This is a genomic window from Pedococcus sp. P2_D9 (assembly GCF_056404275.1).
On the sequence record NZ_JBFUEI010000003.1, the window covers coordinates 84,823 to 106,048 of the forward strand.

19 protein-coding genes are annotated in these 21,226 nt (G+C 71.8%); 11 read left to right on the forward strand and 8 right to left on the reverse strand.

Annotation, left to right across the window (positions count from 1 at the left end):
• Positions 1-241: 241 nt before the first annotated feature.
• Positions 242-1,504, forward strand: coding sequence for a hypothetical protein (locus AC1DXJ_RS05380; RefSeq protein ID WP_477636474.1), 1,263 nt, complete (start codon positions 242-244; stop codon positions 1,502-1,504).
• Positions 1,505-1,522: 18 nt separating this feature from the next.
• Here AC1DXJ_RS05380 and AC1DXJ_RS05385 read toward each other — a convergent pair whose 3' ends face one another.
• Complete coding sequence (locus tag AC1DXJ_RS05385; protein WP_477614177.1) at positions 1,523-2,539, reverse strand: GTP pyrophosphokinase; 1,017 nt, start codon at positions 2,537-2,539, stop codon at positions 1,523-1,525.
• Between the two features lie 57 nt (positions 2,540-2,596).
• Positions 2,597-3,538, reverse strand: coding sequence for a DinB family protein (locus AC1DXJ_RS05390; protein WP_477636475.1), 942 nt, complete (start codon positions 3,536-3,538; stop codon positions 2,597-2,599).
• Between AC1DXJ_RS05390 and AC1DXJ_RS05395 the strand changes: the two genes are divergently transcribed.
• Positions 3,516-4,259 carry a serine hydrolase gene (locus AC1DXJ_RS05395; protein WP_477636476.1) on the forward strand — a complete coding sequence of 248 codons (744 nt, stop codon included), beginning with the start codon at positions 3,516-3,518 and terminating at the stop codon, positions 4,257-4,259. The two genes, AC1DXJ_RS05390 and AC1DXJ_RS05395, sit on opposite strands and share 23 nt — an antisense overlap.
• Complete coding sequence (locus AC1DXJ_RS05400; RefSeq protein ID WP_477636477.1) at positions 4,259-5,365, forward strand: DNA glycosylase AlkZ-like family protein; 1,107 nt, start codon at positions 4,259-4,261, stop codon at positions 5,363-5,365. Before AC1DXJ_RS05395 ends, AC1DXJ_RS05400 begins: the two co-directional genes overlap by 1 nt.
• Positions 5,366-5,402: 37 nt before the next feature.
• On the opposite strand, the gene AC1DXJ_RS05405 is transcribed toward AC1DXJ_RS05400, so the two are convergent.
• A complete protein-coding gene (locus AC1DXJ_RS05405; RefSeq protein ID WP_477636478.1) occupies positions 5,403-6,440 on the reverse strand; it encodes a fatty acid desaturase family protein in 1,038 nt (345 codons plus the stop codon).
• A 131-nt stretch (positions 6,441-6,571) separates the two neighbouring features.
• The gene (locus AC1DXJ_RS05410; RefSeq protein ID WP_477636479.1) at positions 6,572-7,819 is read right to left on the reverse strand and encodes a cysteine desulfurase-like protein; all 1,248 of its coding nucleotides are present in this window, start codon (positions 7,817-7,819) and stop codon (positions 6,572-6,574) included.
• A gap of 124 nt (positions 7,820-7,943) precedes the next feature.
• Here AC1DXJ_RS05410 and AC1DXJ_RS05415 point away from each other — a divergent pair, with 124 nt between their 5' ends.
• Entirely contained in the window at positions 7,944-8,915 is a 972-nt protein-coding gene (locus tag AC1DXJ_RS05415) for a DUF429 domain-containing protein (RefSeq protein ID WP_477636480.1), read from the forward strand.
• Between the two features lie 22 nt (positions 8,916-8,937).
• Here AC1DXJ_RS05415 and dnaB read toward each other — a convergent pair whose 3' ends face one another.
• The gene (gene dnaB, locus AC1DXJ_RS05420; RefSeq protein WP_477614185.1) at positions 8,938-10,305 is read right to left on the reverse strand and encodes a replicative DNA helicase; all 1,368 of its coding nucleotides are present in this window, start codon (positions 10,303-10,305) and stop codon (positions 8,938-8,940) included.
• Between the two features lie 457 nt (positions 10,306-10,762).
• Here dnaB and AC1DXJ_RS05425 point away from each other — a divergent pair, with 457 nt between their 5' ends.
• The 4 genes from AC1DXJ_RS05425 (at position 10,763) to AC1DXJ_RS05440 (ending at position 12,757) form a co-directional block, all read left to right on the forward strand.
• Entirely contained in the window at positions 10,763-11,035 is a 273-nt protein-coding gene (locus tag AC1DXJ_RS05425; protein WP_477614186.1) for a DUF2277 domain-containing protein, read from the forward strand.
• Positions 11,036-11,126: 91 nt separating this feature from the next.
• Entirely contained in the window at positions 11,127-11,645 is a 519-nt protein-coding gene (locus AC1DXJ_RS05430) for a hypothetical protein (RefSeq protein WP_477636481.1), read from the forward strand.
• Positions 11,609-11,971 carry a hypothetical protein gene (locus AC1DXJ_RS05435; protein WP_477636482.1) on the forward strand — a complete coding sequence of 121 codons (363 nt, stop codon included), beginning with the start codon at positions 11,609-11,611 and terminating at the stop codon, positions 11,969-11,971. Before AC1DXJ_RS05430 ends, AC1DXJ_RS05435 begins: the two co-directional genes overlap by 37 nt.
• A gap of 96 nt (positions 11,972-12,067) precedes the next feature.
• Positions 12,068-12,757, forward strand: coding sequence for a DNA alkylation repair protein (locus AC1DXJ_RS05440; protein WP_477636483.1), 690 nt, complete (start codon positions 12,068-12,070; stop codon positions 12,755-12,757).
• Here AC1DXJ_RS05440 and AC1DXJ_RS05445 read toward each other — a convergent pair.
• Together AC1DXJ_RS05445 and AC1DXJ_RS05450 are read right to left on the reverse strand one after the other, a co-directional pair.
• Positions 12,744-13,943: an MFS transporter gene (locus tag AC1DXJ_RS05445; protein ID WP_477636484.1), complete on the reverse strand. Its 1,200-nt coding sequence runs from the start codon at positions 13,941-13,943 to the stop codon at positions 12,744-12,746. The genes AC1DXJ_RS05440 and AC1DXJ_RS05445 overlap by 14 nt on opposite strands.
• Positions 13,936-14,748 (reverse strand): PIG-L deacetylase family protein, encoded by an 813-nt coding sequence (locus AC1DXJ_RS05450; protein ID WP_477636485.1) that lies wholly within the window; start codon positions 14,746-14,748, stop codon positions 13,936-13,938. The genes AC1DXJ_RS05445 and AC1DXJ_RS05450 overlap by 8 nt, the downstream gene beginning before the upstream one ends.
• A gap of 100 nt (positions 14,749-14,848) precedes the next feature.
• Here AC1DXJ_RS05450 and AC1DXJ_RS05455 point away from each other — a divergent pair, with 100 nt between their 5' ends.
• The 3 genes from AC1DXJ_RS05455 to AC1DXJ_RS05465 are packed head-to-tail and all read left to right on the forward strand — an operon-like array spanning position 14,849 to position 19,385.
• A complete protein-coding gene (locus tag AC1DXJ_RS05455) occupies positions 14,849-17,314 on the forward strand; it encodes a glycoside hydrolase family 3 protein (protein WP_477636486.1) in 2,466 nt (821 codons plus the stop codon).
• Between the two features lie 40 nt (positions 17,315-17,354).
• Positions 17,355-18,020: a TetR/AcrR family transcriptional regulator gene (locus tag AC1DXJ_RS05460; protein WP_477636487.1), complete on the forward strand. Its 666-nt coding sequence runs from the start codon at positions 17,355-17,357 to the stop codon at positions 18,018-18,020.
• A gap of 9 nt (positions 18,021-18,029) precedes the next feature.
• The gene (locus AC1DXJ_RS05465) at positions 18,030-19,385 is read left to right on the forward strand and encodes an MATE family efflux transporter (RefSeq protein ID WP_477636488.1); all 1,356 of its coding nucleotides are present in this window, start codon (positions 18,030-18,032) and stop codon (positions 19,383-19,385) included.
• Between the two features lie 289 nt (positions 19,386-19,674).
• Here AC1DXJ_RS05465 and AC1DXJ_RS05470 read toward each other — a convergent pair whose 3' ends face one another.
• Positions 19,675-21,198 (reverse strand): gamma-glutamyltransferase, encoded by a 1,524-nt coding sequence (locus AC1DXJ_RS05470; RefSeq protein ID WP_477636489.1) that lies wholly within the window; start codon positions 21,196-21,198, stop codon positions 19,675-19,677.
• Between the last annotated feature and the right edge of the window lie 28 nt (positions 21,199-21,226).

The window sequence follows — 21,226 nt, forward strand, 5'->3', positions numbered from 1 at the left end:
TGCGTGAGAAGGGAGGGATGCTTCGCAGACTAGCCCCGGCAGGTGACAGCGTCAGGTGTCGGCAGGAGGCGCTGGACGACGCCCGCTCGACCGCCGCCCCCCTCGTCCAAATGACCGATGACAGGATCGAGCGGGCGAGGACAATCCGAAACATGGCTACGGGGAGCCGACCGCCCGTCGTCCGCCCCATCGGGCGGCAACCACAGGCACCCGCACGGCCGGGGCAGCAGCTGAGGGGGCGATGACGGTGGACACGACGGGAACCGTGACCGGAAACGTGCTGAGCGTGCGCGACGCCGTGGCGGTCCAGACGAGCTTCGTGGCCCTGCGACGAACGGTCGACGTCGTGCAGTCCGACTGCAAGGAGGTCGCCGAGACGCTCGAGGCGCTGGAAGCTGCCCTGGGGGTGGTGACCCATGGCGGCGGCCCCAGCGGGGGCGGCGGCCAGTCCCTGGCCGGGTTCGGCCTGATCGGCCTCCCGATCGCGGGGGCGCTGCGTGCCGTCAAGGTACTGGCCAGCCAGTACGTCAAGCAGCAGACCGGGGTGCCGCTCAGCACCTGGACCGACTTCGTCACCTCAGCCTCCACCGAGTTCCAGGGCTACCTTGCCGAGCTGGACCGCGTCAGCGACCTCGCGGAGAAGCAGCGGCAGACCCGGGAGGGCGTGATCGACGCCACGCGGGTCCGCAAGGACCTCAAGGTCCTGGACGACATCCGGTGGCGCACCGCGGCGTGGAAGGCCGTGCTCGGCCGCGTGGCACAGCTCGGACAGGTCGTCGACGCCATCCTGCAGGTCGACCTGGGTGCCGTGGAGCCCGAGTCCGCCGAGACCGATCGGCCGGACGCGCCCTCGGGCTTCTCGGGCACGCTGCAACGGCGCCTCAAGGACGTGCAGCACCGCACAACCGATCGCTCCGGTGACCTGCGGGAATGGGTGTTGCACCCGTTCCTCGAGGTGCGCGACAAGGCCCGGCTGCTGCCCGGCCAGGTGGCCCGGCTGTCGCACGAGGTGGGTCAGCTCGAGCTGTTCCTCGAGCTGGAGATGGCCGAGCTGCGCAGCCTGGCCGGCCAGGTGCCCGCGGAAGAGGCCCGGATCGTGCAGCTGAGGGTGGCCGCCTCGGTGCTGCTGCCGGAGCTGGTCCACGACCTCGGCGAGGCCCGGGCGCAGGTACAGGCGATCGAGGGCTACCAGCGCCGGCTGGACGCGGCCCGGACGGAGGGCACGGTCGGGGCGCTGGCCCACGAGCGGTTGACCCACGAGTACCACCGTGAGCTCGAGGAGGCGCGAAGTCGGCTGTCCGAGCTCGAGGCCCGAGCCGGCCAGTGGCGGCGCGAGGGGCCCGAGATCCTCCAGGCCTGCGTCGAGTGGACGAGCGCCGAGCTCGACGTGCTGGCCGCCCGCCGGTTGGCCGAGGAGGGCGACAAGAGCGCCGAACGGCGTGCCCTGCTCGAACGTGAGCGCGACCGCCTGGGCGAGGCCCGAGCGCTGTTGGACCGGCTCTGAGCGGACAACCGACTCGGCTCAGACGGCGCGGAGCTTCTCCAGCCTGGTCCGCAGGGCGGCTTCGCGGTGCGCGTTGCCGTGGAGGGCGAGGTAGCGCGAGCCGTAGACCGCGAGCAGCGCGTCGTCGAGGCGGCGGACCACGCCGGCCGGGTAGCGGTAACCCATCCGGGCGTTGATGCCCTCCAGGTCGATCGACGACAGCAGGCCGGACAGCTCGTCGAGCGAGGTGATGCCGAGCTCGAGCAGCAGCCCCGAGATCCAGGCGTAGTGGTCGGTGCGCGACCAGCCGGCCTCCTGGAACTGGCCGGCGAGGAAGGTCGCGAGGTCCGACGCGCTGATCCGCGGGTCGTCCTCGTCCGCCGTCAGCCGCTGGCCGCCCATCGTCACCTGAAGGGTGTCGCGGATCTCGGAGAACTCCCGGTCGGCGAGCTCCAGCAGCCCCGCGGCCAGCGTGAACCGGCGATCGAGGTCGGGCACGTGCTCCGCGGGGATCGTGCCCTTGTAGCGCACGTCGTGCTCGAACTCCGCCCACGCGTGCTGGAGGATCGTGCGCACCTGCACCGAGGCGCTGCGCCCCTTCAGCACCTCGTATGCCGCGGGCACGCCCTTCACGGGGTCCGCCGCCACGAGAAGGTGGCGGCTGGAGTAGCCGAACCGGCCCTGCCGGGCCGTCTCGCGCCCCATGTCGCGGTCGTCGAGGACGCTGAACGCGTCGGACAGCAGCCCGGCCACCGCGTCGACGTCGCCGTGCAGGTAGGTCACGACCCGCACGCCGATCTGGTCGGTGATCTCGGTCAGCGGATCGGCGTACTCGGGTTCGCCGTCGACGGTGCGCGAGGCCTTGGCGGCGAAGGAGGCCACGGACTTGGTGCGTCCCGTGACGCTGACGTAGTTGATGCCGGCGTCGTCGAGCAGCGAGGTGACGAGCGAGACGAACTGCTCGGTGGGTACGCGCAGCTCGGGCTGCATCGCGGCATACCTCTGCACCGCGTCGTGCACGGTCGTCGGTTCGGGCGGTGCGGCCTCAGTGCTCACGCTGCACAGGCTATGCGTTCCCGGCGTGGCCGTGCCCTGGCAGGCGCCGCAGGCGCTCTACTGGCCGGTCCGGCCGTCGATCCGCTCGCGGATGAGGTCGGCGTGACCACAGTGCCGGGCGTACTCCTCGATCAGGTGGACGAGCAGCTCTCGCAACGAGATCGGGTCGCGGGTGGGGTGGGTGCTCATCAGCTCGAGGGACTCGGCTGCGTCGACGAACGCCTCGGCGTGGGCGACCTCCTCGCGCCATGACCGCCAGGCCTCGGCAACCACCTCGTCGTCGGCCACGGCCCCGTCGAAGTCGGCGTCGCGGTCGTCGTCCTTGCCCCACAGCCGCGGCACGACCTCGCCGTCCATCGTGATCCGGAACCAGGTGTGCTCGACCGCGGCCAGGTGCCGGAGCAGCCCCAGCAGGGACATGGTGGACGGCTCGACCGACCGTCGGGCCATCTGCTCGGCGTCGAGGCCGTCGCACTTCATCTCGAAGGTCATCCGGAAGTGCCGCAGGTAGTCGACCAGGACGCTGCGTTCGTCGCTCGCCGAAATCCCCGCCGACGTGCCGGCCGACGTGCCCGCCGCCTCGCGGGGGTCGTCCTCGGGGTCGACCCACATGTCCGGATAGTTCTGCGCCTTCGACGTCATGGGCTCGATCATGTCCGGCCCGGTCAGGCCGCACCAACTCGATTGATGGCTCGGCCGCCGCCACGTCGGCGTTCGCGATGCAGGTCCCACAGGTGGTTCGCGCTGGGAGGCGGCCGGGTTACCCTCGGTGACCATGCGGCACACGGTCTGGTTGGCAGTGGCCTGCCTCGCGCTCGGCGCGTGCGCTGGCACCGAGGAGGCGCCGCGCGCGGCCACCACGAGTTCCGCCAGCACGACGTCCACCAGTACGACGTTGCCCTCGACGAGCAGCACGACCACGAGCTCCACGACGACCACGGCGACCCGGGCCGCTCCGAAGACCAAGGCACCCGCGGTGAAGCCACCCCGGTCGACCAAGCCGTCCTCCCCTGCACCGTCGGGCGCGCTGCGGACCAGCCTCGCGGGGGACCCCAACGACGCCTTCGCGTTCGCCCCGCTCAGCAACCCGGGCAAGGTCACCGTCGAGGGGTCGGTGTCGAGCTACAAGGCGTGGTCGACGTCCAAGGTGCTGGTGGTCGCCGCCTTCCTCGACACCGTGTGCGACGGCGACCCGGCCAGGGCCACCGCGCAGCAGAAGCGCTGGGTGACCGCCGCCCTCACCGCCTCCGACGCGAACGCGGTCGTGGCCCTGCGTGACGCGATCCCGGGAAGCCCCGGCGCAGCCATCACGAGGGTCCTGCGGTCGATCGGCGACACCCGGACGGTGGCCCCCGACACCTCCCAGGGCGGCATGCTGTGGACCATCCGCGAACAGGTCCGGTTCATGGCCGCCCTCAGCGCGGGGCGAGTGGTGTCCAGGGCTGCGAGCGCCTACCTGCTGTCGTCGATGCGACCGATCTCCGCGCACCGGTGGGGCCTGGGGACCATCGGCGCCGGCCCTTTCAAGGGAGGCTGGTTGCGGAGCAACACGGTCACCCGCCAGATGGGGATCGTCGACGGGTATGCCGTCGCGATCATCACCGACGCGCAGGGCCCGGCGGTGCTCCAGAGCGACGGTGACTCAGCCCACGTCGCGCAGATGAACTACCTCGCGAAGATCCTGAAGCGGCGGCTGGCGCTGGAGTCCGGCCGAGGCTGATGGGCGACATCGTGCTGTCCCGCGCCGAGGCGCGACGCATCGCGGTGCGGGCGCAGCTGCTCGACGCACCGCGGCCCACGGACCTGCTCGACGTGGTGCGGCGCCTGGGGGCGGTCCAGGTCGACCTGACGGCGGCGGTCGCGCCCAGCGCGGACCTGGTGTGCTGGAGCCGCCTCGGCGGTCGCTACGCGGTGGGCGACCTCGACGAGCTGTTCCAGGAGCGGACGGTGGTCGAGCTGAGGGGGTTCCTGCGCCCAGCCGAGGACATCTCCCTCTACCGCGCGGAGATGGCCCAGTGGCCTGGCCCCGAACCGCTTCGCGACTGGCAGATGGACGTCGCCGAGTGGGTGTCGGCCAACGACGACTGCCGCCTCGACATCCTCGAGCAGCTCGCGTCCGAGGCACCCCTCGCGGCGCGACACCTGCCCGACTCGTGCGTCGTGCCGTGGCGGTCGACCGGCTGGACCAACAACAAGAACACCCAGCGCATCCTCGACTTCATGGAGGCCCGGGGCGAGGTGGCCGTGGCCAGCCGCGAGGGGCGCGAACGGCAGTGGGACCTGGCCAGTCGGGTCTTCCCCGACACCAGGGCCGTGCCCGTGGACGAGGCCCTTGGGGAGCGCGCCCGGCGGCGACTGGCCGCACTCGGGCTGGCCCGCGAGAAGGCAGTCGAGGCCTCCGGGGAGCCGAACGACGTGGGCCAGGTCGGCGAGGTGGTCTTCGTGGAGGGCCTGCGTGGGCCCTGGCGGGTCGACCCGCGGCAGCTGGAGCGCCTCGACGAGCCGTTCGCCGGACGCACTGTGCTGTTGTCCCCACTGGACCGGCTGGTGTTCGACCGCAAGCGGATGACCGAGCTCTTCGAGTTCGAGTACCAGCTCGAGATGTACAAGCCGGCTGGCAAACGCCGGTGGGGCTACTGGGCGCTGCCGATCCTGCACGCCGACCGGCTGGTCGGAAAGGTCGACGCCACCGCCGACCTGGCGGCAGGGGTGTTGCGGGTCGCTGCGGTCCACGAGGACGAGCCGTTCCCTGCCGGGCTCCGGACCGCGGTCGACGCCGAGATCGAGGACCTGGCGGACTGGCTCGGCCTGGTCGTCGCCCGCTGAGGTCGCTGAAGTCGCTGAGGTCGCTGAAGTCCGGAGCTCAGGCACGCTCGCGCAACGAGGCGCCGACGGCATGCAGGTGGCGAACGACGTCCGCGTACGAGGAGGGCGCAGAGGCCTCGACGTAGGGAACGCCGTTGCGGTCGCAGAACGAGCGCACGATCACCTGCGCCCGGGGAAGGTTCGCCCGCGGCATACTCGGGAAGAGGTGGTGCTCGATCTGGTAGTTCAACCCGCCCAGGGCCCAGTCGACCACCGGGCCACCGCGGATGTTGCGGGACGTGAGCACCTGGCGCAGGAACGGGTCCGCCTCGTCGGCCCTGGAGAGCACGGGCATTCCCTTGTGGTTGGGGGCGAACGACACGCCGAGGTAGAGACCGCGAAGCCCTTGGTGGACGGTGACGAAGACCAGACCCTGCACCCAGGTCATGGTGGCCGCCACGAGTGAGACGTAGGCCAGCGTGTGGCAGCCGATCAGCAGGATCTCGGTCGTCCGGTGGCGGGAACCCGGGCGGACCAGCGTGCGGAGGCCGGCGACATAGAGGTTCGCGGCCTCGAAGGTGAGCATGGGGAAGAAGAGCCACGCCTGGTACCTCGTGACCGTCGCGGCCAGCCCCCGGCGTCCGACCGCCTGGCTGACGTCGAACACGAGGGCTCCAGCACGCACGTCGGGGTCGGTGTCGAGGTCGTTGGGGTGCGCGTGGTGGGCGTTGTGCTTGTCGACCCACCACCCGTAGCTGAGCCCACTGAGCAGGTTGGCGTGGAGCAGACCGAGCAGGGTGGCCGTCCTGGCCCTGCGCGAGACCTGACGGTGCGCGATGTCGTGACCGAGGAACCCGATCTGCACCGACACCACCGCCAGCACCGCCGCCCACGCGATCAGCCACCACGAGTTGCGCCAGAGGACCATCGCGGCCACCACGGTGAGGAGGCCGAGGAGGTTGAACGCGAAGTGGCCGGCGTAGGACCCGAGCCGCCGATCCATCAGTCCTGCGGCGCGCACGGCAGCGTTCACGTCCGCGTACAGCCGTCGAGGGGCGTCCGCCGTCGAGGACACGGGACTGGGAAGGGTGCTCATGACGGACTCCCGGTGGTGATGCGCCGTGGTGGTACGCCACCGGGTCCGGGGCAGCCTTGCTCGTCGAGTCTACGCGCGAAGCGGCGGCGCAGACAGGTGCCAAAGCAGCAGTGGGCGGCGAGCCACATTCCTCAGAAGGGGTACGCCTGCAGACCCGTCACCAGCCGGTCGACGTCCTCGTCCGTCGTGTAGGACGCGACGCCCACGCGGAGACCGCCGGCGTCCCCGAGCCCCAGGACTCGGGACGCCTCGACCGCGTAGAAGTTCCCGGCAGGGGCGTTGACTCCCCGATCGGCCAGGTGGCGGGACAGCGCCGTGCTGTCCTGGTCCTCGAACGTCACGAGGATGGTCGGGGTGCGGTGGTCAGCCCGCGAGTGCAGGGTCGCGCCGGGGAGCGCCGACAGCTCGGTCTCCAGGCGTTCGCGCAGGCGCAGCTCGTGCCGGCTCACAGCTGCCATCGAGCTGGCGAGCCGCTCGCGCCGACTGCCGTCACCGGGCACGATCCCCGCCAGCACGTCGACGGCCGCAGTCACTCCGGCCAACAGTTCGTAGGGCAGCGTCCCGAGCTCGAACCGCTCGGGAACGGCGTCGGAGGAGGGCAGGAGCTTGTCGGGATGAAGCGTCTCCAGCAGTTCCGGGGTCGACGCCAGGGCGCCGCAGTGCGGCCCGAAGAACTTGTAGGGCGAGCAGGCCACGAAGTCGGCGCCCATGGCCGCCCGGTCGATCAGCCCGTGGGGGGCCAGGTGCACGGCGTCGACGTAGAGCAGGGCTCCCGCGCCATGGGCGATGTCGGCGATCTCCGGAAGGTCGGGCCTGGTCCCGATCAGGTTGGACGCGGCAGTGACGGCGACGAGCCGGGTCCGGTCGCCGACCACCTCGGCGACGGCCGCAGGATCGAGGTCACCGGTACGTGGGTCGAACTCTGCCCAGCGCACCGTCGCACCGACCGCCGCGGCGGCCAGCACCCACGGGCGGATGTTCGCGTCGTGGTCGAGCCGACTGACGACCACCTCGTCACCCGGACCCCAGCCGCGGGACAGCGTCCGCGCCATCTCGAAGGTCAGCGCCGTCATGCTGCGGCCGAAGACCACTGCAGTCGGGTCCGCGCCAAGCAGGTCCCCCACCGCGGTCCGGGCATCGCGCACCGCAGCGTCGGAGTTGCGCTCCGCGTGGGTGACTGCGCCCCTGGTCGACATGGGGGAGGTCAGCTGGCGGGCAATGGCATCGGCCACCGCCTGCGGGGTCTGCGAGCCACCTGGTCCGTCGAAGTGCGCCGCCCCTCCCCGCAACGCGGGGAACTGGCCGCGCAGGGCCTCGACGTCGAACGAGGCCTCCGCAGCGAGCGGGGCGGAGTTCGGCTGGGACTCGGTCGGCGGCATACCTTGCACTGTGCCATCCCTCGCTCGGCCAGACCCCGGCACACACTGATCGAAGGTTCGGCGCGAGTCGTGGCACGCTGGCGCACGGCGCACGGCAGACACGACCGAACGGCGGTGAGCAGACATGGCGGGCGAGGCAAGCGCGCACGACCTGTCCATCGAGCTGTCCCAGCAGGCGGCCGCCCTGGCCGCGAGGCTCGATGCACCTGCAGCCGCAGCGGCGGGGTTCACGGCAGCCGAGCCCGCCGCGAGCGGAGAGGTGGCGGAGGCAGTGGCGGCGATCGCGACCACGCTGCGACGCCTCGGCGACGCCCTCGGGGTGGACGTCGACGCCCTCGCCGCGCGGCCTACCGATCCGGAGACGAAGCCACCCGGCGGGCCGACGCCCGCGCCGCGCGTGGAGGTGACCGTGCCCGTGCTCGGCGTAGACGCGTGCAAGGCCGGCTGGGTGGGCGCCATCCTCGAGCCCGGCGCGCCGCGGCCGCGCGTCGCCGTCGCGGCCACCATCGCCGCGCTGGTGGAGATGGTGCGCCAGACCCTCGACCTCCAGGCGGTGGCGATCGACATCCCCATCGGCCTTCCCGACGACAGCACCCGTCAGGCGGATGTTCTGGCGCGAAAAGCGTTGAAGGGCAAGGCTTCCTCGGTGTTCACCACGCTGACCCGGGCGGCCTACGAGGAGGAGTCGCGACCGGCGGCCGATGCGGTCAACCGCACCAGGTCCGGTCAGGGAGTGGGCGCGCACGCCTTCGGGCTGCGCGACAAGATCCTCGAAGTCGACGCCTGGGTGCGCAGCCGACCGACCGTGGCCGTCTTCGAGGTGCACCCCGAGCTGAGCTTCGCCATCATGGCCGGCGCACCGCTGATCGCCGCGAAGAAGACCGACGAGGGACGCACGGCCCGGCTCGCGGCTCTCGCCGCGGCCGGCATCGCGTCACCGTCAGTGCTCAAAGGCGACGGGTATGCCGCGGACGACGTCCTCGACGCGTGCGCGGCTGCCTGGACGGCCGCCCGTCGCACGACCGGACTCGCCCGCTCGCTCCCGGAGCCGCCCGAGACCTTCTCCGACGGCATACCCGCAGCGATCTGGGTCTGACGCCCCCGGCGGGGTGGGCCGGTCAGAAGCCGTCGCGGGCCATGTTGGCGAAGCGCGAGTAGTGGCCCTGGAAGGCCAGCACGATGTCCTTGGTCGGGCCGTTACGGTGCTTGGCCACGATCACGTCGGCCTCACCCTCGCGACCCGGGTCGGCCTTGTCGCGGTGGAGCAGGATCACCATGTCGGCGTCCTGCTCGATCGAGCCCGACTCACGCAGGTCGGACATCTGCGGACGCTTGTCGGTGCGCTGCTCGGGACCACGGTTCAGCTGGCTGATCGCGATGACCGGCACCTCGAGCTCCTTGGCGAGCAGCTTGAGCGCACGCGAGAACTCCGACACCTCCTGCTGGCGCGACTCGACCTTCTTGCCCGAGCTCATCAGCTGGAGGTAGTCGATGACGACGAGCTTGAGGTTGTGCTGCTGTTTGAGCCGGCGGCACTTGGCCCGGATCTCCATCAGTGACATGTTCGGCGAATCATCGATGAACAAGGGCGAATCCGAGATCTGACCCATGATGCGCGCGAGCTTCTTCCAGCCCGCATCACCGATCGTGCCCTTGCGCAGGTCCTGCAGCTGGATCTGCGCCTCGGCCGAGAGCACACGCATGGTGATCTCTGACCGGCTCATCTCGAGCGAGAAGACGGCAGTCGCCATCTTGTGCTTGATCGCAGCCGACCGGGCGATGTCCAGGCCCATCGTCGACTTTCCGACGGCCGGCCGGGCAGCGAGGACGATCATCTGGCCAGGGTGCAGGCCGTGGGTGAGCTCGTCGAGCTCGATGAAGCCGGTCGGCACGCCGAGCATCTCGCTGGCGTCGCGCCCCGCGGCCACCTCGATCTCGTTGAGCGTCTCCTCGAGGATGTCACCGAGCGCGTGGTAGTCCTCACCGCCGCGCTTGTCGGCAACCGCGTAGACCTCGGCCTGGGCGGCGTTGACGATGTCCTCGACGTCGCCGTTGCCCTGCTGGTAGCCGAGCTGCACGATGCGGGTGCCGGCCTCGACGAGGCGGCGCAGCACCGCCCGCTCACTGACGATCTCGGCGTAGTAGCCCGCGTTCGCGGCCGTCGGGACAGCCTGGATGAGGGTGTGCAGGTAGGCCTGGCCGCCGATCCGCTGCAGGTCACCGCGCTTGGACAGCTCGTCCGACACGGTGATCGCGTCGGCCGGTTCGCCCCGCCCGTAGAGGTCGAGGATCGCGTCGTAGATCAGCTCGTGAGCGGGTCGGTAGAAGTCGGTGCCGCGCAGCCCCTCGACGCAGTCGGCGATCGCGTCCTTGGACAGCAGCATGCCGCCGAGGACGGACTGCTCGGCATGCAGGTCCTGAGGGGGAACGCGCTCGTCGCTCGGCGGCGGTCCGTCACCGCCGGTGCCGAACGCACTCGTGCTCAACTCCGCAAGAGACACCCGCGCAACTCCCCTGTCACTTCATTCGACGTGCACCGCATCCGCCATGCATTTCAAAGGTCACCGCACTCCACGGCACCACATCCGACGCCCACTGGCGGCGACTTCCACCGGTGTGATTCGAGTACACCAGTGCCCACCGACATCTCGCGTCTGCGACACCAGAACCATGTGACCCGGCACAACGTATGGCCGCCCGCCCCGCACCTCAAACCAGCCCTGTGGACAGGGTGGGGACAAGGTGTGCGCAACGCCCGACTTGCTTGTGCACAGTCGGGGGATAACCCTGTGGATTTCGCGACGCTCGGTCCCGCAAAGGGGACTTGACCTGCAGGTTCGTGATCCACCGGGTGTGGACTCAGGAAATTTTCGGGCGTGTCCACGCTGTGGCTCATCCACATGACGCGCGACACACTCGGCCGCCCCGACGTAGCCTGACCGCATGTGCCGAAACATCCGCCAGCTGCACAACTTCGAGCCCGCCGCCACCTCCGACGAGGTCCGCGCCGCGGCGCTCCAGTACGTCCGCAAGGTCAGCGGCAGCACCAAGCCCAGCGCCGCCAACCAGGCCGCCTTCGACGAGGCCGTCGCCGAGGTCGCGCACGCGACCCAGCACCTGCTCGAACACCTCACCACGACGGCGCCGCCGAAGGACCGTGAGACCGAGGCGGCCAAGGCCAGGGCCCGCGCACAGGCGCGCTACGGCGCCGCCTGAGCCGCGCTGACTGAGCCTCGCGCCGTGAGCCCCGCGGGGCGGGCTGTGGATATCTGCCGGGTGGTCCCGCTGTCGCTGTCATCGTGGGGACATGACGTCGCCACCGAAGTCGCCGAGCCACCGCACACAGCCCGCTGTGGCCGGGGAACCACTGAACGACGCTTCGGACTGGTCGACCCGGTGGACGGACGAGGCGGAAGCCGAGGCAGCCGCCACAGCCCGCGACACGCGCGCACAGACCCTGGGTCGTCGGGCCCGTATCACCCACCTGGTCCTCGTCGACGGGCTGCCCGCCGACCACTGGGTGGAGGACGGCAGCGACGGCCGGTGGGAGCCCTCGGCGCGGCGTCGCCGCCCGGCGCTGACGATGGCGACCGACCACCTCGATCGCGAGCTGCGCTGGCTGGACTGCCTCGTCGGGGGTCGTCGGGCCTTGCTCGACCTCGACGACCGCCCACTGGTCACACGACCTCTCGACCTGCCTGAACTGCCCGTCGACCTGCTGGTCAGGGCGCACAGGATCAGTGCCGAGTGCGACCGCTGGCTGTCGAGGCGTTCGGGCTCGAGGAGCTGGTGGCCGCACTGCGCCACCTGCTGGCCGCAGCGCTGACCGCCGACCCCGGCATGCTGCTGCGCAGCACCCGTGACGACTCCGCGATGGGGGCACTCGTGTGGGCAGCCGCCCAGGCCAACGCACTGATCGGGCCGACGGGTCAGCTGCTGGCGCGCGACCTGTGGCCGCGACTGGGCGTCGCACCGTCCGCTGCCGGGCGCGGGGCGGCCCTGCTCGATCGGCTGGCGCCGGGCGCCGACCTGGTCGTGGCACCACCGGGCGCGCCGCGGTTGCGGCCAACCGGCCTGCCCGGGGCCCTGCTCGGGTCCACGCGGGCCCTGCTCGTGGCGCGACGCGACGAGGCCCTTGCCACCGGCACGTGATCGCCGCGCGATCCCCGCGCGATCCCCGCGCGACGCCCGGGCGACGCCTGGGCCCTGTCCCTGCCGCTTGTCGGAGCAGGCTGGGATGCTGCCTGCGTGACCCATCCCGTCGTCGACGCCGTCCGGACCGCCCTCGCCGGGGCGGGCGACCCCGAGCGTGCCGTGAGCCAGCAGGCCTACATGAAGTCGTCGATGCCCTACCGCGGCCTGACCTCCCCCGAGCTCAAGGCGCTGCTGCGACCGATCCTGGCCGACCCGGCATACCGGATCGAGGGGCGCGGTGAATGGGACGGCGCGGTGCGCGAGCTCTGGGACGGTGCCACCCACCGCGAGGAGCGGTATGCCGCGACAGCCCTCACGGGACACCGCGCCTACCGCGAGTGGCAGGACCCGGACGTGGTCCCGCTCTACCGCCACCTCGTCGTGACTGGCGCCTGGTGGGACCACGTCGACGAGGTCGCGAGCAACCGCATCGGGCCGATCCTGTTGTCCCACAAGGCGACCATGACACCCGTGATGCGCGGGTGGGCGACGGACGACGACCAGTGGCTGCGCCGGACCGCCATCATCAGCCAGCTGACGTTCAAGGAGCAGACCGACCTCGCGCTGCTGCGTGAGGCCATCGAGCCCAACCTCGCGGACACCAGCTTCTGGATCCGGAAGGCGATCGGATGGGCACTGCGCCAGCACGCGCGGACCGACCCGGACTGGGTGCGCGCGACCGTCGCGGAGTACGGCGACAGGTTGAGCGGACTGAGCCGGCGCGAGGCCCTCAAGCACCTCTGACGGGGTGGGCCGGACGGACGACTACCCGCGCCACTGCCAGGGCGGCCAGCGCGGACCCCGCGGCCACGAGGAAGGCTGCGCCGATCCGCCCTGCGTCCGACAGCGAGCCTGCGGCGGCGGCACCCGCCGACGAACCCACCAGGAACGCGGAGATCAGCCACGCGAACGCCTCGGTGGTCGTGCCGACCGGGGCCAGCCGGTCGACCAGCTGGAAGACGCACGTGAGGACCACCGGCAGGCCGACCCCGCTGGCGACGGCGAGCAGACCCATCATCAGGGCGTTCGACGGCACCCAGGCCAGGGCGGCATACGTCAGCGCGACCAGTCCCAGCCCCAGCAGCAGGTCACGGCGCGGATCGCGGTGGGGCGCGCGCGGGCTGTAGGCAACCCCGCCGACGAGGGCTCCGAGGGCGTTGGCGGCCACGAGCCAGGGTGCCAGCCCGCGGTCGCCGGTCGACTCGGCATAGGCAACCAGCGCGACGGCCGGCACCCCGATGGTCAGTCCCACGAGCGCAACCGCGGCGTACAGCACGCACAGCCGGCGCGAACGCAGCGGTCCGAGCCAGTGCCTGTCCTCGTGCACCGGCGGCACCCACGCACCCGAGGCGCGCGACGCGACGAACCAGGCAGTGCCGGCCAACCCGATGGCAGCGGCCGCCACCAGCCCGCCACCGCTGCCTCCCAGCTGGGCGACCAGGACGACCAGCGGACCGATCACGAAGATCAGCTCCTGGGCCGCCGCGTCGAGCGCAAACGCCGACGGCACCTGGCGCGGCGACAGCACGGATGGCCACAGGGTGCGCAGGGCCGGCTCGAGCGGTGGCGTCGCCAGCCCGGCGACCAGCGCCACGAACAGCGCGCCTCCGGACGGCACCCACGGGAGCACCGCGAGCGCGAACGACGAGACCAGCCCACCCAGCACCAGCGCGGCGCGCTGTCCACGCAGGTCCATCACGCGCGAGAGGGCAGGCCCACCCAGGCAACACCCGAGGGAGTATGCCGCGGTGAGCAGACCGGCTCGGCCGTAGCCGCTGCCGGTGTCGCGGGCGAAGAGCACCAGGGCGAGCGGGACCATGCCGTTGGGCAGTCGCCCGACCACGGCGGAGAACAACAGCCGCGCGACCTGGGGCAGGCGGAGCAGGGCGACCGGACCGAGCGGCGCGGCTGCCGGGGCGGCGTCAGTCACCGAACGGCCAGCCCACCTGCATCCCTGGGTGCTGGGCACGGTCGAGGCCGGGCTCGAGGTAGTGCTCGCGCCCGAAGAAGATGGCGAAGAAGTCCGGGGGCATCGAGAGCATCCCCTCGATGTCAGTCGCCTGGCTCCGGTGCGCCTCGAGGGAGGCGCGACGCTGCTCGAGGTAGTCGCCCACGTCGACCTGCCAGGTGATCTCGGCCTCGGGCGTCCCGAGCGGGTTGCCGTCGTCCATGGGGCTGTCGGGGTCGAACGCCTTGTCCCCGGCACCGGCTGCCACCGCCGCCTGGAAGACCCCGCGCACGGCGTCCCGGTTCATCGTCGACTCGAGCAGTCGAGGGCGACGGGCGGCCAGCTCGGCTGCGCGGTGGACCACGGCGTGGACCTTGACGTGGTCGGGGTGGCCGTAGCCGCCGTGCCAGTCGTAGCCCACCAGGACGTCGGCATCCTCCTCGTCGAGGATCGCCGCGAGCCTTGTCGCCGCCTCGTCGAGATCGGCACCGGTGAAGGCGCCCTCCTCGGAGTTCTGCGCCCAGCCGGTCATCCCCGAGTCCCGATAGCCCAGCCACGCGATCCGTTGGACACCCAGGGCATCCGCGCTGGCCTGGGCCTCGCGACGACGCCAGTGGACCAGGGTCTCGCCCTCGGGGAGGCCGCCGGACGGGAGCTCGCCATGGTCGCCATTGGTGGCGAAAACGGTGACGACGCGGTGCCCCTCCGCGACGGCGCGGGCCATCGCACCGGCGGTCTGGGAGGCCTCGTCGTCGGGGTGGGCGTGGAGGAAGACGATCGTGGACACGACGCCATCATGCCAACCGCCCCCGCCCCGGTGTCTCAGTCCGCGAAATAGTTAGCGGTAACTATTTACTGCCTGCCCATGCTCCGCTGCACTGGGAGCCGTGACCTCCACCGACTTCAGCGCCCTCGTCGCCACCCTCGACCTTGACACCAAGGTGCGCCTGCTCACCGGCGCCACCTCCTTCACCCTCCACGGCGAGGACTCGATCGGGCTCGCTCCGATGGCCTTCTCCGACGGCCCCACCGGCGTCCGTGGCCTCAAGTTCACCGGCGGTGACCACGTGGCGCTCTTCCCCAACGCCACCCTCCTCGCGAGTGCCTGGGACGAGGACACCGCCCACGAGGTCGGAGAGATGCTGGCCGAGGAGGCCGAGCGCCAACAGATCCACGTCGTCCTGGGGCCGACCATCAACCTGCACCGGTCCCCCCTCGGGGGCCGGCTCTTCGAGGCCTACTCCGAGGACCCGCTCCTCACCGGTCGTCTCGCCGCGGCATACGTCAAGGGCTTGCAGGGCAAGGGAATCGGTGCCTGCCTCAAGCACCTCGTGGCCAACGAGTCCGAGACGCTGCGCAACTACATGAACTCGGTCGTGAGCGAGGAGGCGCTGCGCGAGGTCTACCTCCTGCCGTTCGAGATCGCTGTCGAGGAGTCGCAGCCCTGGTCGATCATGGCGGCCTACAACGACGTCAACGGAGCCGCGGCCACCGAGCAGGACCACGTCAACAACGAGGTCGTCAAGGGCGAATGGGGCTGGGACGGCCTGCTCATGAGCGACTGGTTCGCGACCAAGACCTCCGCCCCGGCGGCGCTCGGTGGCCTCGACCTCGTCATGCCCGGCCCTGACGGGCCATGGGGTGAGGCGCTGGTGGCCGACGTGGAGTCGGGCGCCGTGCCCGAGTCCGTCATCGACGAGCACGTATGCCGGCTGCTCCGGCTCGCGGAGCGGGTCGGCGCCCTGGGTGGTCCGGAGGGTCACCGGGTGTGGCCGACGGACTCGCCGGCACCTGACGCACCCGCGCGCCGCGAGCAGCTGCGCCGACTGGCCACGGACGGGATGGTCGTCCTGCGCAATGACGGCGGGGTCCTGCCGCTCGCCGGCTCGGGCTCCGGCACAGTTGCCCTCATCGGGCGGCACGCCGTGGAGACCGTCTGCATGGGTGGCGGCTCGGCCCAGGTGAACCCGCCCTATCAGGTGTCCATCGCCGACGGCCTGCGTGCCGCGATCGGCGACCGGCTGACCGTCGTCGATGGTGTCGAGGTCCGCGAGCGCCCACTCCCCGCCTCGGTCACGGTGATCAGCGACCCCGAGACCGGCGCCCCCGGCATGCAGGTCGAGCACGTCGACGCGGACGGTGTGGTCATGCTCTCCGAGCACGTGGGCGGCGCTGACGTGACGACGGGCTGGGACGAGACCCTGCCACGCCCGACCGAGCAGCTGCGGCTGCGCGCCCGGCTGGTCGAGGGCGGCCCGGTGCGCCTCGGTGTCCTCGGCACGGGTCGGTGGACGGTCAGCCTCGACGGTGTGGAGCTCGGCGGAGGAGACCTCGCCGCCAGTGGCGCCGACCCGGGTGAGGGCATGTTCAAGCCACCGCGGTGGACGACCGAGGTCGACGCCGCACGGGGCTCGCTGGTCGAGGCCGTCCTCACCATCGTGCGATCCGAACCCCAACCCGGCCCCGACGGCAAGCTGAGCACGCTGTCGCACGTGCTGGCCTCGGGCATGGGCGTCAAGTCGCTCGTGGCCGGCCCGGTGCCGCCCCCGGCGGATGACGTCATCGAGGCGGCGGTCGAGGCCGCGCGCAGCGCAGAGGTGGCCGTGGTCGTCGTCGGGCTCACCCCGGAGCAGGAGACCGAGGGCACCGACAAGTCCACCCTCGCCCTGCCGGGCGACCAGGACCGGCTGGTGTCAGCGGTGGCCGCCGCGGCCTCCCGCACGGTCGTCGTCGTCAACGCCGCCACCCCCGTGCTGATGCCGTGGGCCGGTGACGTCGACGCCGTCATCGTGGTCGGGCTGCCGGGGCAGGAGGGTGGACACGCGGTGGCCGATGCCCTCCTCGGGCTGCGGGAGCCCGCCGGCCGACTGGTGACGTCCTGGCCGGCAGCGGACGGCGCGGCCCCGGCGTGGGACGTCGAGCCCACAGACCTGCAGCTCGACTACACGGACGGGCTGTTCGTCGGCTACCGCGGCTTCCACGCCGGTCACGCGGACGCCCCCGCACACTGGCTGGGCGCTGGTGACGGGTACGGGTCGTGGGACTACGAGTCCGCCGAGCTCACGGAGGCGGGAGTGCGTGTCACGGTGCGAAACACCAGCGAACGACAGTCTCGCGAGGTCGTGCAGGCGTACTTCCAGCCCGCCGACCCCGACCAGCCGGTCCGGCTCGTCGGGTGGGGCTCGGCCACGGTGGCCGCGGGTGAGCGCGTCGAGGTGGAGATCGCCACGGACGCGAGGCTGTGGCGCCGATGGGACACGGCAGCCGGCGAGTGGGGCACCCCCCTCACCGGAGGCGAGCTCCTGGTCGCCCGCGGTCTGGGCGACATCCGCACCCGGCTCCCCCTGGCCTGACGGTCGTGACCTTCCCGCACCACCGTCCCGCACCACGGTCGTGAGCACCGCACGACGGGGGCGCGGCCGGCCCAGGGGTGCGGCCGGCACCGGCGACACCCGCGAACGAATCGTCGAGGCAGCCACCGAGCTCTTCGCCGAGCGCGGTTTCCACGCGACGCCGATGACCGCCATCGCCACCGCGTCGGGCCTGAGCCAGACCGGCCTGCTGCACCACTTCGCCTCCAAGGAGGACCTGCTCGCGGCGGTGCTCGAGCAGCGCGACCTGCGCGACCTCGCGAGCCTGTCCGCCCGACGCGGGGCACCCGCCCGCGGCTGGGAGGTGCTCGACGACATGGTGGAGCTGGTGCGGCTCAACGCCCGTCGCGAGGCGATGGTCCGACTCTTCACCAGCCTGGCCGGCGAAGCGGTCGACCCGGCCCACCCGGGACACGACTGGCTGCGGCGGCACCACGCGAGTGCCGTCGACTCGCTCACCCGCGCCCTGACCGATGCCGTGGCCGACGGAAGGGCCGAGCCGGGGCTGCCCGCGCCGGCCATCGCCCGGCAGTTCGTCGCCCTCATGGACGGGTTGCAGCTGCAGTGGCTGGTCGCCCCCGACCAGGTGGACATGGCTGCCGACGTCGAGTCCTACGTCGCCGGGCTGCGCGACCGCTGGGCGACCGCTGGGCGACCACCACCGAACAGGTCTCCGGCCAACCGTTAGCGTGGCGCGGTGAGCAGAGGGCAGGTCGGCGCGAGGTCGGCGCAGAGCCGCGACATCCTGCGCCTCGCGGTCCCCGCGTTCCTCGCCCTCGTCGCCGAACCCCTGTTCCTGCTGGCCGACTCGGCGATCATCGGCCACCTCGGCACCGCCCAGCTCGCCGGCCTCGGAGTCGCGAGTGCCACCCTCGTCACCGCGGCCAACATCTTCGTCTTCCTCGCCTACGGCACCACCTCGATCGTGTCGCGCCAGATCGGCGCCGGCAGCGAGCGCGGCGCCCTGGAAGCAGGCATCGACGGCACCTGGCTCGCGGTCGGGCTGGGGGCAGCGACCTCCATCGCCGTCGCCTTCGCCGCCGAACCGCTCTGCCGGGTCTTCGGCGCGTCCGAGGACGCCATCGGGTATGCCGCGACGTACCTTCGCATCTCGGCCCTCGGCATCCCCGCGATGCTCGTGGCGTTGGCCGCCACGGGGGTGCTTCGCGGGCTTCAGGACACCCGGACCCCGCTGGTGGCCTCGGTCGCCGGATTCTCCTCCAACGTGGTCCTCAACCTCCTCTTCGTCTACGGATTCGGTTGGGGCATAGCCGGATCCGCGTGGGGCACCGTGATCGCGCAGACCGGCATGGCGATCGGACTCGTGACCGTCCTGGTGCGCCACGCGCGTCGGGCAGGCGCCACTCTGCACGCGCATCCGGGCCGCGTCCTGCGCGCCGCGCTGACCGGCATACCTCTGCTCGTGCGAACGCTGGCGCTGCGCGCGATCCTGTTGGTCACCACCTGGGTCGCCGCCGGCCTCGGTGACGTGCCGCTGGCCTCGCACCAGGTGGCGGCGACGGTGTGGAGCTTCCTGGCGTTCGCCCTCGACGCCCTCGCCATCGCTGCGCAGGCGATCACGGGCAAGGCGCTCGGCGCCGGTGACGTCGCTGCGGCACGCGCCGCAACCACCACGATGATCCGGTGGGGCATCTGGGGAGGAGCACTCCTGGGGCTGGTCGTCCTGGCGGTGCACTCGTTGCTGCCCGCGCTCTTCACCACCGACCCCGCCGTGCGGTCGGCGTTGGCCGCCGCCCTCATCGTGGTGGCCCTCGGGCAGCCCCTGGCCGGCTACGTCTTCGTGGTGGACGGGGTGCTGATCGGTGCGGGTGACGGTCGCTGGCTCGCCAAGGCCATGGCGGCGACGCTGGTGCTTTACCTGCCCCTCGCCCTCTGGGTGCACGCCACCGGTGACGAGCTGCTGGCCAACGGTGCGCCGCGAGCGGTCGTCGTCCTCTGGGTCGTCTTCACGGCGTTCATGGCGATCCGCGCGTGCTTCTTCTGGTGGCGGATCCGCGGCGACGCCTGGGCCGTGACTGGCGCAGCCCGCTGACCCCTCGCGCGGAGCGCCGACTTGTTGCCGGCTGGTGGTCACCGAAGGCCAGTTCGGGGTCCGGTGACGATCTGCGCGCAACAAGTCCACGGCCTCGGCGACTTGTTGCCGGCAGGTGGTCACAGAAGGCCAGTTCGGGGGGTCCGCTGACGATCTGCGCGCAACAAGTCCAAGAGCGCGCCGACTTGTTGCCGGCTGGTGGTCACCGAAGGCCAGTTCGGCGGGTCCGGTGACGATCTGCGCGCAACAAGTCGGCATGGGGCCGGACGGGTCGGGCGGGCGGGCCGGGTCAGGCGACGCGGGTCGCGGCCTCGCGGCGGGAGTCGCCGGCGGCGTCGAGGGTGCCGTCAGCCAGTCGCCGGGCCGCACCGACACCACCGAAGAACATCGACCTCGGGCCGTGCGAGAACGACGGCAACCCCAGGCGCTCCACCGCAGCAGACACGGCGTCGTCGTCCTCGTGATCGACCCGCGTCGTCCCGTCCTCCAGGATCCGCACGTGCACCCGCGTCGCGTCGATCGCCTCCTGCATCGGGAGGCCCTCGAGGCAGTAGCGACCGAGCACCTGCATCAGGGCTGTCGTGATCCGGTCGGCGCCAGGGCTGCCGATCGCGAGCGCCCCGCCAGACCGCGAACGCGCCACGGACGGGGACATGTTGGAGGCGAGGCGGGTGCCGGGAGCCAGCGCGTGCAGCCCGAGCCTGTTCAGCTCGGGCTCGCCCAGACAGTTGTTGAGCATGAGTCCGGTGCCGGGAACCGTTGCGCCGGAACCATACCCGCTCGATGCGGTGATCGCGCAGATCGTGCCGTCGCTGTCGACCGCCGAGACGTGGGCCGTCGAGGAGGAGGTCGGCAGGCTGGCCAGCCCGTTGCGGTCGACCGACTCCAGCAGGGCGTAGCCGTCCTCCTCGAGATCGGTCGACAGGTCGTGCACCTGGTGGCGGTAGGACAGCACCCTTCGCTGGATGTCGATGATGCGCGCCCAGTCCCAGCCGCCGGTCGCGAGCTCACGCAGCATCACGGTGAGCATCGGCCCACCCACCGAGGGAGGCGGGTTGAGGGCCAGGTCCCACTCCCCGAGGGTGAGACGCAACGGCGTGCGGACCACCGCCCGGTAGGCCGCGAGGTCAGCGGCGGTGATGAGGCCACCGCGCGCGTCACTGTCCGCAGCGATGCGGGCGGCCAGGTCGCCGGTGTAGAGGGAGCGGGCTCCCTCGGTGGCGATCTGCTCGAGGGTGTCGGCGAGGTCGGGGTTGGTCGCCTGCTGACCGGCGATGACGATCTCGCCGTCGTCGCCCCTCACCAAGGGCCTGGTGTGCTCGTCCCACCCGAAGACCAGCTCCCCGGTGATGGCGAGGTAGCTCGCCGCGGCGCCACCGATGGCATAGCCGGTCCGGGCCGCCACGATGCTGGGATCCAGGACGTCCCGCCACGTCGCCGCACCATGACGGTCGTGCGCCACGCCCAGGGCTGCGAACGCGCCGGGGGTCGCGACCGAGCCGTGACCGGCATACAGGGTGAGGCCGCCGCCGTAGGAGGTGGTGACCTCGCGAAGCCCCGTCCCGAACTGCGAGGGGTCCAGCCCACGACCGGGCATCTCGACGTTGCCGTCGATCACCTCGGGGTCCCCGCCGGCGGGCCAGACACTGACGAAGGCGCCGCCCGCGGCCGACACGATGCCCGGCTCGGTGGTCATCGCGGAGACCATCGCCGCGATGGCGGCGTCGACGGCGTTGCCGCCGGCAGCGGCCGCCGCGAGGCCGGCCTCAGCAGACGCCGGTCCGGTCGCCGCGATCGCCACGCGTGGTGTCATGCGCCCGATTCTGTCCCATGCCCCGAAC

What these genes read in the sequence shown, in the direction of transcription:
- AC1DXJ_RS05380 (WP_477636474.1), top strand. Translation starts at nt 242, where the DNA reads ATGACGGTGGACACGACGGGAACCGTGACCGGAAACGTGCTGAGCGTG.
- AC1DXJ_RS05400 (WP_477636477.1), top strand. Translation starts at nt 4,259, where the DNA reads ATGGGCGACATCGTGCTGTCCCGCGCCGAGGCGCGACGCATCGCGGTG.
- AC1DXJ_RS05405 (WP_477636478.1), bottom strand. Translation starts at nt 6,440, where the DNA reads ATGAGCACCCTTCCCAGTCCCGTGTCCTCGACGGCGGACGCCCCTCGA.
- AC1DXJ_RS05410 (WP_477636479.1), bottom strand. Translation starts at nt 7,819, where the DNA reads ATGCCGCCGACCGAGTCCCAGCCGAACTCCGCCCCGCTCGCTGCGGAG.
- AC1DXJ_RS05415 (WP_477636480.1), top strand. Translation starts at nt 7,944, where the DNA reads ATGGCGGGCGAGGCAAGCGCGCACGACCTGTCCATCGAGCTGTCCCAG.
- AC1DXJ_RS05425 (WP_477614186.1), top strand. Translation starts at nt 10,763, where the DNA reads ATGTGCCGAAACATCCGCCAGCTGCACAACTTCGAGCCCGCCGCCACC.
- AC1DXJ_RS05430 (WP_477636481.1), top strand. Translation starts at nt 11,127, where the DNA reads ATGACGTCGCCACCGAAGTCGCCGAGCCACCGCACACAGCCCGCTGTG.
- AC1DXJ_RS05470 (WP_477636489.1), bottom strand. Translation starts at nt 21,198, where the DNA reads ATGACACCACGCGTGGCGATCGCGGCGACCGGACCGGCGTCTGCTGAG.